This is a genomic window from Marinospirillum sp., from assembly GCF_035271045.1.
GTDB lineage: Bacteria > Pseudomonadota > Gammaproteobacteria > Pseudomonadales > Halomonadaceae > Marinospirillum.
Window position 1 is genome coordinate 20965 of record NZ_DATESC010000003.1, and the last position, 17885, is coordinate 38849.

Annotated in this window: 23 protein-coding genes; 18 read left to right on the plus strand and 5 right to left on the minus strand. The window is 43.5% G+C overall.

Going from position 1 to position 17885, the window contains the following annotated elements:
• From gcvH to VJY63_RS02180, 3 genes are read left to right on the plus strand one after another with little or no spacing between them, the layout of a single operon-like run.
• Window positions 1–387 carry a glycine cleavage system protein GcvH gene (gcvH, locus tag VJY63_RS02170; protein ID WP_324048094.1) on the plus strand — a complete coding sequence of 129 codons (387 nt, stop codon included), beginning with the start codon at window positions 1–3 and terminating at the stop codon, window positions 385–387.
• Window positions 388–408: 21 nt separating this feature from the next.
• On the plus strand, window positions 409–864 hold the full coding sequence (locus VJY63_RS02175) for a thioesterase family protein (RefSeq protein WP_324048095.1): 456 nt from the start codon (window positions 409–411) through the stop codon (window positions 862–864).
• Window positions 864–1676, plus strand: coding sequence for a hypothetical protein (locus VJY63_RS02180; protein ID WP_324048096.1), 813 nt, complete (start codon window positions 864–866; stop codon window positions 1674–1676). Before VJY63_RS02175 ends, VJY63_RS02180 begins: the two co-directional genes overlap by 1 nt.
• Here the strand turns inward: VJY63_RS02180 and VJY63_RS02185 are convergent.
• From VJY63_RS02185 to hisB, 5 genes are read right to left on the minus strand one after another with little or no spacing between them, the layout of a single operon-like run.
• A complete protein-coding gene (locus tag VJY63_RS02185; RefSeq protein ID WP_324048097.1) occupies window positions 1673–2857 on the minus strand; it encodes a CynX/NimT family MFS transporter in 1185 nt (394 codons plus the stop codon). The genes VJY63_RS02180 and VJY63_RS02185 overlap by 4 nt on opposite strands.
• Window positions 2858–2870: 13 nt before the next feature.
• Window positions 2871–3662 carry an imidazole glycerol phosphate synthase subunit HisF gene (gene hisF, locus VJY63_RS02190; protein ID WP_324048098.1) on the minus strand — a complete coding sequence of 264 codons (792 nt, stop codon included), beginning with the start codon at window positions 3660–3662 and terminating at the stop codon, window positions 2871–2873.
• Window positions 3663–3671: 9 nt separating this feature from the next.
• Entirely contained in the window at window positions 3672–4403 is a 732-nt protein-coding gene (hisA, locus tag VJY63_RS02195; protein WP_324048099.1) for a 1-(5-phosphoribosyl)-5-[(5-phosphoribosylamino)methylideneamino]imidazole-4-carboxamide isomerase, read from the minus strand.
• A 57-nt stretch (window positions 4404–4460) separates the two neighbouring features.
• Window positions 4461–5102 (minus strand): imidazole glycerol phosphate synthase subunit HisH, encoded by a 642-nt coding sequence (gene hisH, locus VJY63_RS02200; protein WP_324048100.1) that lies wholly within the window; start codon window positions 5100–5102, stop codon window positions 4461–4463.
• 2 nt (window positions 5103–5104) lie between these two features.
• Complete coding sequence (gene hisB / locus VJY63_RS02205) at window positions 5105–5698, minus strand: imidazoleglycerol-phosphate dehydratase HisB (RefSeq protein WP_324048101.1); 594 nt, start codon at window positions 5696–5698, stop codon at window positions 5105–5107.
• Window positions 5699–5874: 176 nt separating this feature from the next.
• Here hisB and VJY63_RS02210 point away from each other — a divergent pair, with 176 nt between their 5' ends.
• The 15 genes from VJY63_RS02210 to VJY63_RS02280 all read left to right on the plus strand — a co-directional run bounded on the left by VJY63_RS02210 (window position 5875) and on the right by VJY63_RS02280 (window position 17880).
• Entirely contained in the window at window positions 5875–6291 is a 417-nt protein-coding gene (locus VJY63_RS02210) for an acetyl-CoA sensor PanZ family protein (protein WP_324048102.1), read from the plus strand.
• A gap of 81 nt (window positions 6292–6372) precedes the next feature.
• Window positions 6373–8067, plus strand: a complete 1695-nt coding sequence (argS, locus tag VJY63_RS02215; RefSeq protein ID WP_324048103.1) for an arginine--tRNA ligase — start codon at window positions 6373–6375, stop codon at window positions 8065–8067.
• Window positions 8068–8096: 29 nt separating this feature from the next.
• Entirely contained in the window at window positions 8097–8846 is a 750-nt protein-coding gene (locus VJY63_RS02220; protein ID WP_324048104.1) for an SPOR domain-containing protein, read from the plus strand.
• A gap of 27 nt (window positions 8847–8873) precedes the next feature.
• On the plus strand, window positions 8874–9416 hold the full coding sequence (gene hslV, locus VJY63_RS02225) for an ATP-dependent protease subunit HslV (RefSeq protein WP_324048105.1): 543 nt from the start codon (window positions 8874–8876) through the stop codon (window positions 9414–9416).
• Complete coding sequence (hslU, locus tag VJY63_RS02230; RefSeq protein WP_324048106.1) at window positions 9413–10744, plus strand: ATP-dependent protease ATPase subunit HslU; 1332 nt, start codon at window positions 9413–9415, stop codon at window positions 10742–10744. Before hslV ends, hslU begins: the two co-directional genes overlap by 4 nt.
• Window positions 10745–10753: 9 nt before the next feature.
• Window positions 10754–11143: a DUF971 domain-containing protein gene (locus VJY63_RS02235; RefSeq protein ID WP_324048107.1), complete on the plus strand. Its 390-nt coding sequence runs from the start codon at window positions 10754–10756 to the stop codon at window positions 11141–11143.
• Entirely contained in the window at window positions 11140–11916 is a 777-nt protein-coding gene (gene ubiE, locus VJY63_RS02240; protein ID WP_414674801.1) for a bifunctional demethylmenaquinone methyltransferase/2-methoxy-6-polyprenyl-1,4-benzoquinol methylase UbiE, read from the plus strand. Before VJY63_RS02235 ends, ubiE begins: the two co-directional genes overlap by 4 nt.
• A gap of 29 nt (window positions 11917–11945) precedes the next feature.
• Window positions 11946–12611, plus strand: coding sequence for a ubiquinone biosynthesis accessory factor UbiJ (locus VJY63_RS02245; RefSeq protein ID WP_324048108.1), 666 nt, complete (start codon window positions 11946–11948; stop codon window positions 12609–12611).
• Entirely contained in the window at window positions 12612–14249 is a 1638-nt protein-coding gene (ubiB, locus tag VJY63_RS02250; protein ID WP_324048109.1) for a ubiquinone biosynthesis regulatory protein kinase UbiB, read from the plus strand.
• A 72-nt stretch (window positions 14250–14321) separates the two neighbouring features.
• Entirely contained in the window at window positions 14322–14651 is a 330-nt protein-coding gene (locus tag VJY63_RS02255) for a phosphoribosyl-ATP diphosphatase (protein ID WP_324048110.1), read from the plus strand.
• A 41-nt stretch (window positions 14652–14692) separates the two neighbouring features.
• Window positions 14693–14941, plus strand: a complete 249-nt coding sequence (tatA, locus tag VJY63_RS02260; RefSeq protein ID WP_324048111.1) for a Sec-independent protein translocase subunit TatA — start codon at window positions 14693–14695, stop codon at window positions 14939–14941.
• 12 nt (window positions 14942–14953) lie between these two features.
• Entirely contained in the window at window positions 14954–15322 is a 369-nt protein-coding gene (gene tatB / locus VJY63_RS02265; RefSeq protein ID WP_324048112.1) for a Sec-independent protein translocase protein TatB, read from the plus strand.
• Entirely contained in the window at window positions 15319–16086 is a 768-nt protein-coding gene (gene tatC, locus VJY63_RS02270; RefSeq protein ID WP_324048113.1) for a twin-arginine translocase subunit TatC, read from the plus strand. The genes tatB and tatC overlap by 4 nt, the downstream gene beginning before the upstream one ends.
• 128 nt (window positions 16087–16214) lie before the next feature.
• A complete protein-coding gene (locus VJY63_RS02275) occupies window positions 16215–17006 on the plus strand; it encodes an MBL fold metallo-hydrolase (protein WP_324048114.1) in 792 nt (263 codons plus the stop codon).
• Window positions 17007–17088: 82 nt separating this feature from the next.
• Window positions 17089–17880, plus strand: coding sequence for an MBL fold metallo-hydrolase (locus VJY63_RS02280; protein WP_324048115.1), 792 nt, complete (start codon window positions 17089–17091; stop codon window positions 17878–17880).
• The last annotated feature ends 5 nt before the right edge of the window (window positions 17881–17885 follow it).

Sequence of the window (17885 nt, forward strand, 5' to 3'; positions counted from 1 at the left end):
ATGAATAAAGAACAGCGTTTTAGCACTACTCACCAGTGGGCAGAAAAAGTCAGTGATACTCAAGTTAGGATTGGCATTAGTCATCATGCCGAAGCTGCTTTGGGTGATGTGGTTTATGTCGAACTGCCTGAGTTGGGTAAAGAAGTTATCGCCGGTGAAGTGCTAGCAGGTATTGAATCGGTTAAAACGGCTTCTGAAATTCAGTCACCTGTAACGGGCAAATTGCTTGCTTGTAATACAGAACTAGAAGACACGCCTGAAGTTTTAAATGAAGCGCCATTAACCACTTGGGTTTTTCTACTTGAGGCCGATGCCGTTCAACTAGATAAAGAATGGCAAACTTTGCTAGATGCGGCAGCTTATGAAGCCTTGTTAGACACCCTGTAATCATTCAATAGGTAGAACTCAATGCAATGGGATTTAGCCCAGCCTTTTACCACGCGCTTGACTGTTGGTGCTGAAGCGATTGACCATTATCAGCACGTTAATAATGTAGAATACCTGCGCTATATTGAAGAAGTTAGCTGGCAGCATTCTAATGCGTTGGGTTTAACCCTAGACGATTACGAGCGCTTAGATCGAGCGCTGGTGGTTATTCGCCATGAAATTGACTATATTTCACCGGCTTTTGAAGGTGAGGAATTAGAAGTTGCCACTTGGATTGTGCAATACGATCAGCGTTTTCGGGTGGCTAGGCGCTTTCAATTAATGCGAGTCAGCGATCAAAAAACGCTGATGCGTTGCATGACTCGCTTTGCTTGTGTTTCGCTAGCATCAGGAAAGTTGCGCCGTTTACCTGCTGAATTTAATGCTGCTTACCTGCCTGCGGTTATTTTAGACAATCAATTTAAGGATGCTAACTGATGAAGGTTTACCTTTATCTAAACCCTTTGCAGCTGGATGTATTACGCAATGCACGTTTGCATTTAAGTGAAGTAAGTGAAGTGTTAGACCCTTATCAAAATAACGCGCGAATGATTCAGCGCCAAGCGATTCGGATTAGTGAAGCGGATTTCCAAAAAGAAATAGAGCGCCAATTTAAGTCGTTACCAGCGCAACTTAAAGGGTTAATGACTTGGGAGATGTTTCAAACCGAAGCCCAAAAAAAGCGCCCTAAAATAGAGCAGCAAATGAAAAAAGGGCGGCAGGTTAAACCACCTGTTTTGCCTAATCCGCAAGCTTATCAAGAGTTAGCGCTGGCACGTTTTTCTACCCGTCCCGATAACCCTTTATTGTGGGAGCGTTGGGCCGATCAGCACCGAGGTTTGGTGTTGGAACTAGACACCACCTACCCAGGCTTTAACAGCAGTAAGCAGGTGTTGCGCCCTATTGTGTATGGAAAAAAGCGCCCACACGCCGATCATCCGTTGAAGCCTTTTCCCGCTTTATTTCACCGTCCAGCTGAATATGCCCAAGAAGAAGAAATTCGGATGATTCGCCCTTTAGATGAAGCTAGCAGCAGTAAGCCGTTAACCAATGGTAAGCTGGTGCATTTTTATAGCTTTCCAGCCAAAGCGGTCTTGTCGGTGACTTTGGGGGTGAATGTGAGTGGAGAAACGCGTGAACAGGTGAGCCGTATTTTAAGCTATGACGTGAAGTACAAGCCGGGTCGCCCCTTGCGAGAAACCCTGCTTGACCCTGATACCTTTAAACTACATATTCGTGGCACGCTCTAGCGTTTGTTCTGTAGGGGAAAACCCCAAGCTAAAGGAATGGCTGGTAGCGATAAAGCAAGCAAAAACCATAGGCTAAGCGAAGCCTGCTCGAACCCATCTGCTAGCAAACCGCCTGCCAAGGGTAAGAAGAAAGACAGGCTGTAAGACACTGTAAAAGCACCAGCGGCTAGCTTGCCAGCTTCGTGCCCTGAACGCAGTTGTGGCGGCAAAGCAACCAGAAGAATCAGTAGTATTCCTGCCCAAAAACTCAGCATAAAACCGAACATTAAGCTTAGCCAGCCATTAAATAACAGCATTCCTAACATACCAGCAATGGTTGCTATCAAGCTAATTTTAATGGGTAGTAGTCTGGCTATCCAGCGTCTTGCCATAAATAGCATTAAAACTGAAGCGAACATCTGCGCTACGTTAAACCAGAAAAAAGCCGCTTCTAATAAATGGCTTTCACCACGGGCTTCTAAAAAGCTACTTAAATAGGCATTACCACCAAAAAACAAGGAAGCACTCACTGCCAGTAAAAAGCCCATGCGCCAAAGCAAAGGATCTGACCAGTTAGGCATCCAGCTTTTGTTCGCTTTATTGTTGGTTGCAGGTAAGGGGTGTTGCTTAGGTAAAAACAAGAGTGCAACCACCAGTAAGGCAGGCAAAGACCAAACTAAAAGCGTGAGTTGCCAGCTGTTATTTAACAAAGGCATTAAAATCGGCAGGGTTAAACCTGCACCAATAAATTCCCCCATTAACATACCATTCATATACACGGCACTGCCTAGCGCCAGTTGGGTAGGCTGCAACCAACGGGTTAAAAGCGTAGGCAAGGCTGGCTGCATGATGGCAATGCCTAATCCCATGATTACACTAAAAATTAGTAACCAAGGCAATTGGTCGGTTAAGCCTCTGGCGGCAGATGCCAGACCAACAAGGGTTAAAGCCATCGCTAGGGTATTGCGTGCGCCTAAATGAACAATAACCAATGAGCCCAAAATAGCCCCAACCGAAAGCATTAAAATGGGTAGGGTGGTTAGGCTGCCTAAGAGCGTTTGCGGTAGATTAAAGTCGTCATTAATGGCTGCGGTTAAAGGCGGTATCACCAGTATGGGCAGTCTTAAATAAAGCCCTGTTAACCATAAAATGACAAAAGCCAGCACAGGCGGCTGGCTTGTAGCTCTTGTTTGAAGAATCATAATGCTTGAAAAGTCATAGACGAACAGGAATGCCTTGATCGGCCATAAATTGCTTGGCTTCAGGAATGGTGTGTTCACCAAAGTGGAAAATACTGGCAGCAAGCACTGCATCGGCATGACCAATTAAAACACCATCGACTAGGTGTTGTAAGTTACCCACACCCCCAGAAGCAATCACCGGCACGCTCACTGCATCGGCAATGGCACGAGTGACACCTAAATCAAAACCATTTTTGGTGCCATCTCTGTCCATGCTGGTTAGCAAAAGTTCGCCAGCACCCAGCTCGACCATTTTCTTTGACCATTCAATTGCATCTAGTCCAGTTGGGTTGCGGCCACCGTGAGTAAAAATTTCCCAACGGTCTGCTTCGCCTTCTGCTGATACTTTTTTAGCATCTATGGCAACTACTATGCACTGGCTACCAAAGCGTTCAGCGGCTTCTTTAACCAGTTCTGGGTTAGTCACCGCAGCGGTATTGATAGAAACTTTATCAGCACCGGCATTCAGTAGACGGCGAATGTCTTCACAACTACGCACACCGCCACCCACAGTGAGCGGAATAAAGATTTCACCTGCAATTTGTTCAACCATTTTTAGCGTAGTGCCACGGTCTTCAGTGCTGGCGGTAATGTCTAAAAAGGTAATTTCATCTGCGCCTTGGTCGTTATAGCGTTTGGCAATTTCAACAGGGTCGCCCGCATCACGAATACCTACAAAGTTAACACCTTTTACTACCCGGCCTTTGTCTACATCTAAGCAAGGAATAATGCGTTTTGTTAGAGTCGTTGGTTTAATTGTGGTCATAGTTTTTCCTTAGCCTTGGTCGGCTAGCTTTTGTGCGGCGGCTAAATCAAGTGAACCTTCATAAATTGCGCGGCCAGTAATGGCACCAATAATGCCTTGGTCGGCTACTTTAACAAGGCGCTCAACATCGCCTAAGTCGGTTACACCCCCTGAAGCGATTACAGGTAAACCGCCTAACTGAGCCAGTTCTACCGTGGCTTCAATGTTAACGCCCTGCATCATGCCATCACGACTAATGTCAGTGTAAACAATGCTGCTCACGCCATCATCGGCAAAGCGCTTAGCTAGGTCGATAGCGCGTAAATTAGACACTTCTGCCCAGCCATCAGTAGCCACCATGCCATTTTTAGCATCTAGGCCAACAATAATATGACCAGGGAAAAGGCGGCACATTTGTGTAACAAATTCAGGTTCTTTAACCGCTTTAGTACCCAAAATAACCCACTGCACACCGGCTTCTAAGTAGTGTTCAATGGTGGCAGCAGAACGAATACCGCCACCAATTTGAATCGGTAAGCCGGGGTTTGCACGGGCAATGTCGGTGACTGCTTTACCATTCATGGGTTTGCCATCAAAAGCGCCGTTTAAATCAACCAAGTGAAGGCGACGACAGCCTTCTTTTACCCAACGTGCTGCCATTTCAACTGGGTCATCACCATAGCTGGTGGACTCTTCCATACGGCCTTGTTTTAGGCGTACACACTGGCCATCTTTTAAATCAATTGCAGGAATAATTAACATGGTGACAGGTTTCCAATAGTAAAGGTCAGGCATCAGTAAGTTTAGACGTGGGTAAAGTTAAGGTTTCCAGTCAAGGAAGTTGTTCAAGAGGTGTAAGCCAGCGGCTGCACTTTTTTCAGGGTGAAACTGTACAGCAGCAACGTTGTTTTCTACTAGCGCTGCATCAAATTCGATTGCGCCATAAGTACAACTTGCCAGCCGTTGTTCGCGCTGCTTGGCTTGTACATAGTAGCTATGCACAAAATAAAAATACTCAGCAGCAGCAAGGCCTTGCCAAAGTGGGTGATCTTTTGCAGGTTGCACTTGATTCCAGCCAATGTGTGGCACTTTTAAGCGTTGGCCGCTAGCATCGACAAGGTTCTTACCAAAAAACTTAACATCACCTTGAAAGTGATTTAAACACTCGACACCGCCGTTTTCTTCGCTGTTTTGCATCAGGGCTTGAAAACCGACACAAATCCCTAAAAACGGTTTGTTTTGTAAGCATTCAGCAATTACTGGTAGCAGGCCCGTGTTGGTCATTTCTGCCATGCAATCACGCATCGCCCCCACACCCGGCAGGATAACCCGTTCTGCTTTACGAATAACGTCAGGGTCAGAAGAAATAGCCACGGTTTTACGACCAGCGGCTACTTTTTCGACGGCTTTATGGGCAGAATGCAAATTGCCCATGCCGTAGTCAATAATGACTAGATCCATATTTAGAGCACACCTTTAGTTGAAGGCATTTGACCTGCCATGCGTTCATCGGCTGATAAAGCCATACGCAGCGCACGGCCAAAAGCTTTAAAAATAGTTTCGGCTTGGTGGTGAGCATTCACCCCTTTTAGGTTGTCTATGTGCAGCGTAATTTTAGCGTGGTTTACAAAGCCATAGAAAAATTCCCATAACGATTGAGTATCTAAGCCACCAATGGCTGCACGGGTAAATTCAACGTCTTTAAATAAACCAGGACGACCAGAAAAGTCGACAACCACACGCGACAAAGCTTCATCTAAAGGCACATAAGAATGACCGTAACGCACCATGCCTTTTTTATCACCCACGGCTTTATCAAAAGCCTGACCTAGCGTAATGCCTAAATCTTCTACACTGTGGTGGTCGTCTATATGACGGTCGCCATCCACCTCAATGTCCATATCAATCTGACCGTGGCGAGCAACCTGTTCTAACATATGGTCTAAAAAGCCAATGCCGGTGTTGCAAATAAATACACCTGTGCCATCTAGGTTGATTTTAACTTTAATTTTAGTTTCTAACGTGTCGCGTCTTACACTAGCAATGCGTGCGTTCATGGTATTTTAACCTTTAAAAATTGACCTTTAACCGCATAATTTTAAGCGATTATAGCAGTTGCAACGCTGAAAGGCAGTGCAGAGGTTTTTATGCGGTGTATAGTTTTTTGCTAAAATGGTTTTCTAATGTATTTTTTTAATTCGTTTTTTATTGATTAAAGAATAAGGATGAAGGTATGCCTGTATTTCTAATTAAAGCTGACGCTAAAACACTGGCGGATCAGCCTTCTTGGTTAGTGGATCTACACAAAATTTATACTGAGATTTTTGCTGAAGATTCACAAACATTGGTATCTACCGCTTTAATACAGCCTAACAGCTGGTTTGCGGGTGCTTTATTTAATGACCATTTATTGGGTGCGGTGTTGGTTACTGAACAGGTAAATGAACGAGCAGGCACTTGGTCATTAAGCCACCTAAGTGTTCGTAAAGTAACCCAGCGGCGAGGTGTAGCAACGCGCTTATTGCATTTATTAGCAGCAAAAGCCGCTGAAAAAAATGCAGTGTTAACTTTTATTGATTCACCTATGGATGCACAAAATAGCGCTGCGGTACAAGCCTTAGCAATTAAGTTGGGCTATGCTGGTGAATAGTGACTTTTGCGCCCCTTCCTTGGATAATGCTTAGTTATTCATTATCCCTAATTGAACCAACTTCTAGGCCAATTTTAATACATGAAAGCTTTTATCTCTGAACACCTAGACCTTCTTGTTACGCAGTTAAAGTCGGATCGTCTGCTACCAGAAACGTTTCAGCCACGCATTCAAATGGATAACACTAAAGATAAATTGCACGGTGATTTTGCCTGCAACTTAGCCTTAATAGCGGCCAAACCTGCCGGTAAAAAGCCGCGTGAATTAGCTGAGATCATTGTTGCACTGTTAGCCGCTAATGCAGGTTTTAGCCAGCAAGTGAGCAAAATGGAGATAGCTGGCCCAGGCTTTATTAACTTCTTTTTATCTCAAGATGCACTGACTTCAGTCGTGACTCAGGTACTTAAAGCGGGTGAATATTTTGGTCGCAGCAATGTGGGTCAAAATGAAAAAGTACAAATAGAATTTGTTTCTGCTAACCCTACTGGTCCGCTGCATATTGGTCATGGTCGTGGTGCTGCGGTGGGCGATTGTTTAAGCCGATTACTAGAAGCCACTGGCTGGCAGGTAACGCGCGAGTTTTATTACAACGATGCTGGCGCACAAATTGATAATTTAGCGTTATCGGTTCAAGCGCGTGCTAAGGGTTTAGGCCCAGATGATGCCAGTTGGCCAAAAGATGGCTATCAAGGCGATTATATTAATGACGTTGCTCAATCTTTTTTAGCAGGTAATACCGTAATTGCTGACGATCAACAAGTCACAGCCAATACAGATACCGATGATTTAGACGCGCTTCGCCGTTTTGCGGTAGCTTTTTTACGCCGTGAACAAGACTTAGATTTAAAAGCATTTGGTGTCGCTTTTGATGTGTATTATTTAGAGTCTTCACTTTATGAAGAAGGCCTAGTCGCAGCAACGGTTAAAAAATTAATTGATAGCGGTTATACCTATGAAGAAGGCGGCGCTTTATGGTTGCGTACCACTGATTTTGGGGATGATAAAGACCGTGTTATGCGTAAAACTGACGGTGGTTATACTTATTTTGTACCTGATGTAGCCTACCACCTGAATAAATGGCAGCGTGGCTTCAAAAAAGTGATTAACGAACAGGGTGCCGATCATCACTCAACGATTACCCGTGTAAGAGCCGGTTTGCAGGCTTTAAAGGTTGATATTCCAGAAGGTTGGCCCGACTATGTGCTACACCAGATGGTAACGGTGATGCGTGATGGCGAAGAAGTGAAAATCTCTAAGCGTGCGGGTAGTTATGTTACGTTACGTGATTTAATTGATGAAGTGGGTTGTGATGCGACGCGTTATTTCTTGGCCGCCCGTGCGCCAAGTTCACAATTAACCTTTGATATTGATTTAGCCCGTTCACAAACCAACGATAATCCAGTTTATTACATTCAATATGCCCATGCGCGTTTATGCAGTGTTGAGCGTCAAGCAAAAGAAAAAAATTATAGTGGATCATCTGATGCTATTGATTGTTTAGCAAAGCTTACTACCGACCAAGAGCAAGCAGTGCTTAATTTGTTAGCGCGTTTTCCTGAAACGGTTAAAAAAGCAGCTAGGGAACTTGAGCCGCATCAAATTGCCCAATACCTGCGCGATTTAGCAGCAGCCATGCATTCTTGGTATAACGCAAATCAGTTTTTGGTTGAAGATGTTCAAGTAAGAACAGCACGATTAATGCTGGCAGCAGCCACACGCCAAGTGTTAGCTAATGGCTTAGATTTATTAGGTGTCACTGCGCCAGATTCGATGTAATAAATCACCCCAAGGGTAGGAGAAATGCTATGGCGCAGGACTATGCCAGTCGTCAGCGAAAACGCATTAAGCCAGAACCTGGCGCAGAATCGGTTGAAAAAACCACGCCAAAAACACGCGGTGCAGTGCCTAATCCGGTTGTTGAGGACGAAGCAAGTGTTGCGTTAGATTTTTGGGCGCGTTTGCCCGGCTGGGGCTGGCTAGCCATTGGTTTAGTCGCGGGTTTTTTAGTGGCAAACTTAGGTCAGTCATCGGCGCCTACGCCTTTGCAAGAAAAGCCGCCTTTGGCTGTTGTTGAAGAAAAATCAACGCCCAAGCCTGTTACTAATCAGGTTATCTCAACCATTAATAAGCCAATGAGCAGCACTAACGGTAATAGCGCCAGCGAAGCAGTAACTCCTCCGGCTGATAAAGCCGTGGATCAATCTGCGCCACGTTTTGATTTTTATACGCTTTTGCCCGAAAGTGAAGTGGTTGCACCTGAAGTTGCGGCTTATAAGTCAACACCACGTGAAGCTGAAAATCAGCCACGTTTTATGTTACAAGTGGGCTCTTTTCGTAGTAATGCCGACGCGAAAAAGCAACAAGAACGCTTGAAGGCGTTGAATTATGACAATACTCGAATCAGTGAAGCTGAAACGGCTACTGGCGATACTTGGTACCGTGTTCAGGTTGGCCCTTACCAAGATAGACGTTTGCTGGCGCGTGCTCAGAATGATTTAGCTAAATCTGGGCTTGATTTTATGTTGTTGCGTTTGAAAGACGAAGCAACCCCTTAATCTATAACTTAAAAGTAAGGAGACGGCATGACCACCATAGTGTGTGTACGTCGTGGTAATGAAGTGGTACTCGGTGGCGATGGCCAAGTTTCTTTAGGCAACACGGTTATGAAAGGCAACGCTCGCAAGGTGCGTCGTCTTTACAATGATAAAATTTTGGCTGGCTTTGCCGGTGGTACAGCGGATGCTTTTACCTTGTTTGAACGTTTTGAAGGTCAATTAGAAAAACATAATGGTCAGCTAGTAAGAGCTGCTGTTGAAATGGCTAAGGATTGGCGTACCGACCGTGCGCTACGCCGTTTAGAAGCCATGTTGGTGGTTGCCGATGAAACCGCCACCTTGTGCATTAGTGGTACGGGTGATGTTGTCGAGCCAGAACATGGCGTATTAGCGATAGGTTCAGGTGGTAATTTTGCATTGGCTGCAGCCCGTGCTTTGCTTGAAAATACTGAACTTTCAGCACAGGAAATCGTTGAAAAAAGTTTACAGCTAGCGGGTGATATTTGCGTGTTTACTAATCACCAAGTAACCATCGAAGGGTTGAAGAATACAGAAGGGTTGAAGAAATGAGCAGCATGACACCAAGAGAAATCGTCAGTGAGTTAGATCGCTTTATTATTGGTCAAGCCGATGCCAAGCGTTCCGTTGCCATTGCTTTGCGTAACCGCTGGCGCAGAATGCAATTAGATCCAGATTTACGCGCTGAAGTTACCCCAAAAAATATTTTAATGATTGGTCCAACCGGTGTGGGTAAAACAGAAATTGCTCGCCGTTTAGCTAAGCTTGCCAGAGCACCTTTTATTAAAGTTGAAGCCACCAAGTTTACTGAAGTGGGTTATGTTGGCCGTGATGTAGAAACCATTATTCGTGATTTGATGGAATCAGCGGTAAAAATGCTACGCGAAGAAGCAATGAGTAAGCATAAACAGTTAGCTGAAGATGCTGCTGAAGAGCGTATTCTTGATGCACTTTTGCCACCCGCAAGGGGGCAAGATGCTGGTGCTGCTGTGCCTGCTGAAGACTCAACTACGCGTCAAATGTTTCGTAAAAAATTACGTGAAGGTCAGTTAGACGATAAAGAAATAGACATTGAAGTGGCTGGGCCACAAATTGGCTTAGAAATTATGAGTCCGCCGGGTATGGAAGAAATGACCCAGCAACTACAAAGTATGTTCTCTAACTTAGATCAGAAAAAAGGGCGCACCACTAAGTTAAAAATTCGTGATGCCCAGCGTCAACTGCGTGATGAAGAAGCCGCACGCTTGGTTAATCAAGAAGAGATTAAGCGCGAAGCCGTTGATCTTGTTGAACAAAATGGCATCGTGTTTTTAGATGAACTAGACAAGGTTTGCAAGCGTGGCGAAAGTTCGGGTGGCAGCGATGTGTCGCGTGAAGGTGTGCAGCGTGATTTGTTACCACTGATTGAAGGCTGCACGGTTAGCACTAAATACGGCATGGTTAAAACCGATCACATTTTATTTATTGCCTCAGGTGCTTTTCACCTAGCCAAACCTTCAGATCTAATTCCAGAGCTGCAAGGCCGCTTGCCTATTCGTGTAGAGCTTAAAGCACTGACTACCGACGATTTTCGCCGCATTCTAACCGAACCTACGGCTTCTTTAACTCGCCAAGCGGTTGCACTGTTAGCGACTGAAGGCGTTGAATTAAGTTTTACTGATGATGGCATTAATCGCTTGGCAGAAATAGCCTACGAAGTGAACGAAAACACGGACAATATTGGTGCGCGTCGTTTGCATACCGTCATAGAGCGTTTATTAGAAGAAGCCAGTTTTGCAACAGAAAGCCTTAACGGTAAGTTAGTGGTCGACGCTGAGTATGTTAATAAACAGCTAGGCGCACTGGTTAAAGACCAAGATCTTTCACGTTACATTCTTTAAAGGTGCAGCATGGCCCTACCCCAGCCAACAAAAATCCATTACAGCAAAAGTCGTCATTGCTTAGCGCTGCATTATGCTGACGGAAAGCTAATTGAACTTTCCGCTGAGTTATTAAGAGTGCTGTCGCCTTCAGCAGAAGTGCAGGGTCACGGTTCGCCTAAGCTGCAAACGGGCAAAAAAGACGTACGCATTTGGAAAATAGAGCCGGTAGGGCGTTATGCACTGAAATTAAGTTTTGATGATGGCCATGATACTGGGTTATTTACTTGGGATTATTTGTGGCAGTTGGGTACTAATAAGGCGTTAAAGTGGCAGCAGTATTTAGATCAGTTAGCTGCTGCTGGCGAAAGTCGTGCGCCAAAACTAATTCCACTGACTGTTGATGCAGGAAAAAAATGATGACTGATGAGCAACACAAGCAACAGGGACAAGATACCACGACCCATTTTGGCTATCAGCAAGTGCCGGTGGACGAAAAAGTGAAGCGTGTGGCTGGCGTATTTGATTCGGTTGCCACTAAATACGACTTGATGAACGATATGATGTCGATGGGCGTACACCGCTTATGGAAGAAATTTACCATTGAATTGTCTGGTGTGCGTAAAGGTCATAAAGTGCTGGACATTGCTGGTGGTACGGGCGATTTAACCTTGCAGTTTTCACGTCTAGTGGGCGATGAAGGCGAAGTGATTTTGGCTGATATTAACGCGTCCATGCTAAAAGTAGGGCGTGACCGTCTATTAGATAAAGGCTATGGCGGCAACATTAAGTTTGTGCAAGCCAACGCTGAAGCCTTACCTTTTCCAGATAATTATTTTGATGTGATTACCATCGCCTTTGGTCTGCGTAATGTCACCGACAAAGACAAAGCGTTAAAAGATATGGCACGTATTCTTAAACCGGGTGGACGTTTATTGGTGTTGGAGTTTTCTAAGCCCACTAATCCTATTATGTCTAAAGCTTATGATTTGTACTCGTTTACTGCTTTGCCCTTGATGGGCAAGTTATTGGCGGGCGACAGTGACTCTTATCGCTATTTAGCAGAATCCATTCGTATGCACCCAGATCAAGAAACGCTAAAAGAAATGATGACTAACGCAGGTTTAAGTGACGTTGAATACCACAATATGACCTCGGGTGTTGTTGCGCTGCACCGTGGTATTAAGCTGTAATCAAGCTAATTTAAGGAAGCTGATATTTTATGCAATTACCTTTGAGCGTATTAACAGCGCTAGAAAGCTTAATTAATCCTTTGTTAAAGCAAGCTGTTGCTCAAGAAGGCGCTGCGGCGGCAGCGTTAGAAAGCCTTCAGGGTAACTGCATTGAATTTCAAGTGAGTGGCTTAGACTTGCAGTTTAAAATACAAATTAGCAATGATGGTCTTTATTTTTATCGGCAAACTGATGAGCCCGCCGATGCTTGGATTTTAGCATCACCACAAGTTTACTTAAAAATGGCAACCAGCAAAGATGCTAATAGTATTTTGTTTGGTTCAGAAGTCACTGTGGGCGGCAACACTTATTTGTTAGAAGTGCTGCAAGAATTAATCGCTGGCTTAGGTTTAGATACTAAAGAACTCATTAGCCGTGTTGCAGCACCTTTGCCGATAGCTTCAATTCAAGCCGGTTTTAGCCAGCTGCTACAATTTGGGCAGCGCTTCACCGATTCTGCCAGTGCTGATGTGAAATCTTATATTGATGATGAAGTCGGTTTATTAGTAGGTAAAAATAGTTGGCACCTTGCTGAAGATGAGTTGCATGACCTTAGGTTAGACGTTGACCGTTTAGAGGCACGCATTCATTTGCTAGAAAAACAGCTTACAGTCACCACAGCAGCAACCGCAGCACCAACAGCAGGAGAAGAATAAGTGGGACGCTTACGCCGTGCTTTTCGTATTGGTTGGATTGCTCTTCGCTACCGTTTAGATACTTTAATTCCGATTGAGCGCTTGCCTTTTGCACTGGCTTTGTTAATGCGTTTTAACCCTGCACAGCTTTTCCCGCTAGGTCATTACACGCGTGGTGAACGTTTGTGTTTAGCTTTAGAAGAACTTGGCCCCATTTTTACTAAATTTGGGCAAATGCTTTCAACACGCCGTGATTTATTACCCCCCGATATCGCTGATGAGCTTAGAAAACTGCAAGACCAAGTAGCCCCTTTTCCAGCAGCACAAGCCAAAGCAACCATTGAAAAAGCTTTAGGGATGTCGGTTGAAGAAGCTTTTGCAGAATTTGAAAGTGAAGCACTGGCCTCTGCGTCGGTAGCGCAAGTACACGCTGCTAAATTGCATACTGGCGAAAATGTGGTGGTTAAAGTGATTCGTCCTGGTGTGGAAAAAATCATTAAAAAAGACGTGCAACTTTTATATATGTTGGCGCGTTTAATGCTGCGTCTAGTCCCCGATGCTCACCGCCTACACCCTGTTGAGGTGGTGGCTGATTACGATATTAGTTTAATGGATGAGTTGGATTTACAAAAAGAAGCGGCAAATACTTCGCAGTTAAAGCGTAACTTTTTGAATTCACCTTTGTTGTATGCACCTGTGATTCATTGGTCGTTTACACGTAAAAATTTGATGGTACAAGAACGTATTTATGGTGTGCCAATTGCTGAGCTAGACGTTATTAGGTCGCATAAAGTGAATATGAAAAAGCTGGCTGAGCGTGGCGTAGAGATTTTCTTTACCCAAGTTTTTAGGGATAATTTTTTTCATGCGGATATGCACCCAGGGAATGTTTTTTTAGATACCAGCAAGCCAGAAAGCCCACGTTATATAGCGATTGATTGCGGCATTGTTGGTTCGTTAAGCGTTGAAGATCAAAACTATTTAGCGCGTAACTTGTTAGCTTTTTTTAAACAGGATTACCATGAGGTTGCAAGGCTGCACATAGAGTCTGGTTGGGTGGGTGAAGGTACGCGCGCTAATGAATTTGCTGCCGCGATTCGTGCGGTGTGCGAGCCTATTTTTGAAAAACCACTAAAAGACATTTCTTTTGGGCAAGTGCTGTTAGGGTTGTTTCAAACAGCGCGTCGTTTTAATATGGAAGTACAGCCGCAGCTAGTATTGTTGCAGAAAACGTTGCTAAATATCGAAGGTTTAGGTCGCCAGATTTATCCAGAGTTAGATTTATGGACGACGGCTAAACCTTTCTTAGAAAACTGGATGAAACAACGCATTGGTCCACGTGGTATTCTTAAAAAAATACAGGAAAAGCTGCCTGATTGGTTAGAAATAGTGCCAGAACTACCCCAGTTAGCGCATGAAGGCTTAACGCAGGTGCGTAATCTACAGCAAGACCAATTGCAACAGCGTTTGGCACTGATTAAAATTGCGGATGAAATGGCGAGTAGTCGGCGACGCAATGGTCAGTTTTTAGTGGGGAGTTTATTACTAACGCTAGGTTTACTTTCTGGGGTTGGTGAACTATTGATGCCGTTGTTAGACGGTGACTGGCAACCTTGGGTGTTGGTAGGTGTTGGTCTTTTAGTGTTACTAAGGCGTTAGGATGCTGGTGCATTGAGTAAGTTTTCATTATCCTTAATTATAATTTTCTGATTTAACAAGGTTGCTATTTTAATGAGTGATATTCTTAAACAGTTAGCGGTTACTTTGCAAGAACGCAAGCAAGCCAGTCCACAAAGCTCTTATGTTGCTCAGCTACATTCTAAAGGATTAAATAAAATCCTCGAAAAAGTGGGTGAAGAAGCCGTTGAAACAATTTTAGCGGCTAAAGATGCACAAGTGTCGGGTCTTAAAGATGAAGTTATTGCTGAAACTGCTGACCTTTGGTTTCATTCTTTAGTGATGCTGTCGCACTTAGACATTAGCCATCAAGATGTGCTTAATGAGTTAGCGCGTCGTACCGGTATTTCTGGTTTGGATGAAAAAGCCAATCGTAATAAATAATAAGCAGTTAATCTGATTTTAATTTATAGCAGGGGATGATTATGTTGGGTGGCATTAGTATTTGGCAGCTTCTTATTGTGTTAGGTATCGTGGTACTTATTTTTGGAACTAAAAAATTTCGTAGCCTAGGCAGTGATTTGGGCAGCGCTGTTAAAGGCTTTAAATCGGCGATGAATGATGGCGAAAAAGCCACTGAAAGTGATACCGATAACGTAGAAAAAAAAGCAGCGAGCAAAGATACGATTGACGTTACCGCAACCAAAGTAAATCAGGAGCAGGAGCGCAAATAAGCGCCCTAGTCTATGTTTGATATTGGCTTTTTTGAATTAGTGGTGCTTGCTGTTGTGGGGCTATTAGTTTTAGGCCCGCAGCGTTTGCCGCAAGCAATTAGAACCCTAGGTTTATATATAGGGCGCATTCGTAAAATGGTATCTGGCATTCAGCAAGAAGTAAATGAGCAGTTGCAGCTAGAGGAAATGCGTGAGCGTTTGGCTGAGCACGAGAAAAAAGTGCGTAGCGGTTTATTGGATGTAGAAAAAGAACTAACCACAGAAATGGATTTGCAGCAGCTAGCCAGTGAAGAAGCATCGCAAGTTTTGATTGATAAGCGTGCGAATAAGCTTTCTATTGATAAAGTCTCTGCTAGCCAACCTAAGGATATAACCCCGTGAGTGATTCAGAATTACAACCTTCTAATGCAAGTAATGCACCACTGGTTGAGCATTTGATTGAGTTACGATCGCGGGTATTACGTATTGTTTTGTCGGTGTTGGTAGTTTTTTTAAGTTTATTCTATTTTGCCAATGACATTTATTTGTTTGTTTCTGAGCCGCTACGCTCCATTTTGCCTGAAGGGGCACAAATGATAGCAACAGAAGTTGCTTCGCCTTTTCTCGCGCCGTTTAAACTGACGTTGTTTACTGCTTTTTTAGTGAGTGTACCTTACATTTTATATCAAATCTGGAGTTTTATAGCGCCAGGTTTATATGAGCATGAGAAAAAACTAGCTTTCCCGCTATTAGGCTCCAGTATCGTTTTATTTTATGCTGGTATGATTTTTGCTTATTATGTTGTTTTCCCTTTACTGTTTGCTTTTTTTACCAAAGCAGCACCTGAAGGCGTGACGGTTATGACCGATATAAACGCCTATTTAAGCTTTGTGTTGAAGTTATTCTTTGCATTTGGCTTGGCATTTGAAATCCCTGTTGCAACTGTTTTATTAGTATTAGCAGGCATTACCAGCGTTGAAGGGCTAGTAGAAAAACGTCCTTATGTTATTTTAGGTTGTTTTGTTGTGGGAATGCTACTAACGCCCCCCGACGTTTTTTCACAAACTTTGTTGGCTGTTCCTATGTGGCTATTATTCGAGGTGGGTATATTAATTTCACGTTTTTTACCTAAGGATAAAAACGGTAGTATTGACAGCGAAATATAAAAATTGAGCGATGACTTTACAATTTTAAACAACAATTAAAGGTTATGAGTAGTTTCTTTGTTTTATATCAATTGTTAAGTTAAGGAATCTTGATATATATTAACTAAATGGAATACCAAAGAAAGTAGATGGAGTTGAAAATGGTAGAAGGCAGTGTAGAAAGTAGTAAAGTTTTATATGAAGATGATGATCACCAGTATGTTTGGTTTGGTTGGGAAGATCCTGATACAGAAGAAAGCTTGGTACAGTCTAACCAAGTGCTGGTTGTTAACCAAAATCAAGGCTACTTATTTGATCCAGGTGGTGCTTTTATTTTTGCTGAGGTTGCAGCTGAGGTGAATAAGTATTTACCTTTAGACCAAATTCGTTATTTGATAGCTACGCACCAAGATCCTGATGTACTTTCCTCTGTTACTTTATGGCTAAAAGCAACCAATGCGCGTCTTTTGGTGTCGCGTTTGTGGGTTCGTTTTGTTTCCCATTTTGGTTTTAGTGATAACAGTCGTCTTATCGCCATTGAAGATCGGGGTAAAATGATTAAGCTGCCTGCTGGTGGTGAAATCATTATGTTGCCTGCTCACTTTTTACACAGTGAAGGAAATTTTAGTTTTTATGATAGCCGCTCTAAAATTCTTTTTTCGGGTGATATTGGTGCTGCCGTGTTCCCTAAAGGTGAGCGTTACTTAATGGTAGAAGACTGGGAAAAGCACCTAACTTACACTGAAGGCTTTCATAAGCGCTACATGGGTAATAACGCTGCTTTGCGTAAGTGGGTATCCATGATTCGTCAATACCCAATTGAAATGATCGTACCGCAGCACGGCGCAATTATCGGTAAAGAACACATTCCCAAATTTTTAGATTGGCTAGAAAACTTACAGTGTGGAACTGATTTGCTGGATGAATTCTATGGCTTTTGAGCTGGCTCAGTTTTACAGGCACGCATTTGTTTTAGAGTGGTTAAAATAAAAATAAGGAAGAAACCAATAGGAGCCTGTCAAGATGAATAAAAACCTAGATGATGATCGTTTGCTTTATGAAGATGACGAGCATCAATTTATATGGTTTGGTTGGGAAGAAGACGAAGGGTCTAATTCCTTTGTGCAAACCAACCAATGTTTAATTATTAATGGTGGACAGGGTTATTTATTCGACCCCGGTGGTACTTATGTGTTCCACCATGTTTTAGAGCAAGTAACGCGCTACATTCATCCTCGTCAACTCAATACGATGATAGCAACGCATCAAGATCCTGATGTTTGTTCTTCTGCACCTTATTGGATGAAGGCAACCGATGCTAAGTTGCTGATTTCAAATTTGTGGCTGCATTTTGTGTCGCACTTTGGTTTAGATGAACCTGAACGCGTAGTTCCTATTCCTGATAGAGGCGCTAAATTGCGCTTACCTTCTGGCGATCATTTACTTATCTTACCTGCACACTTTTTGCACAGCGAAGGCAACTTTAGTATTTTTGATGAGCGCTCGGGTATTTTATTTACCGGCGATATCGGTGCTTCTATTTATCCTGCTGGTGGGCGCGAGATATTTGTTGAAGATTTTGAAGCGCATAAAGCTTTTATGGCACCTTTCCATAAGCGTTATATGCACTCTAATGCGGTGTGTAGGCATTGGGTCGCTAGAATTAGAGCTTTACCTAAAGAAGTAAAAATGATTGTACCGCAACATGGTGCAATGTTTCAGGGGGATCAAGTTGAAGCATTTTTAGCTTGGTTTGAAGAATTGCAGTGTGGTGGCGATTATTTAAAAGCCATTTATGCTGATCAGCCTTTTTAGGTTGC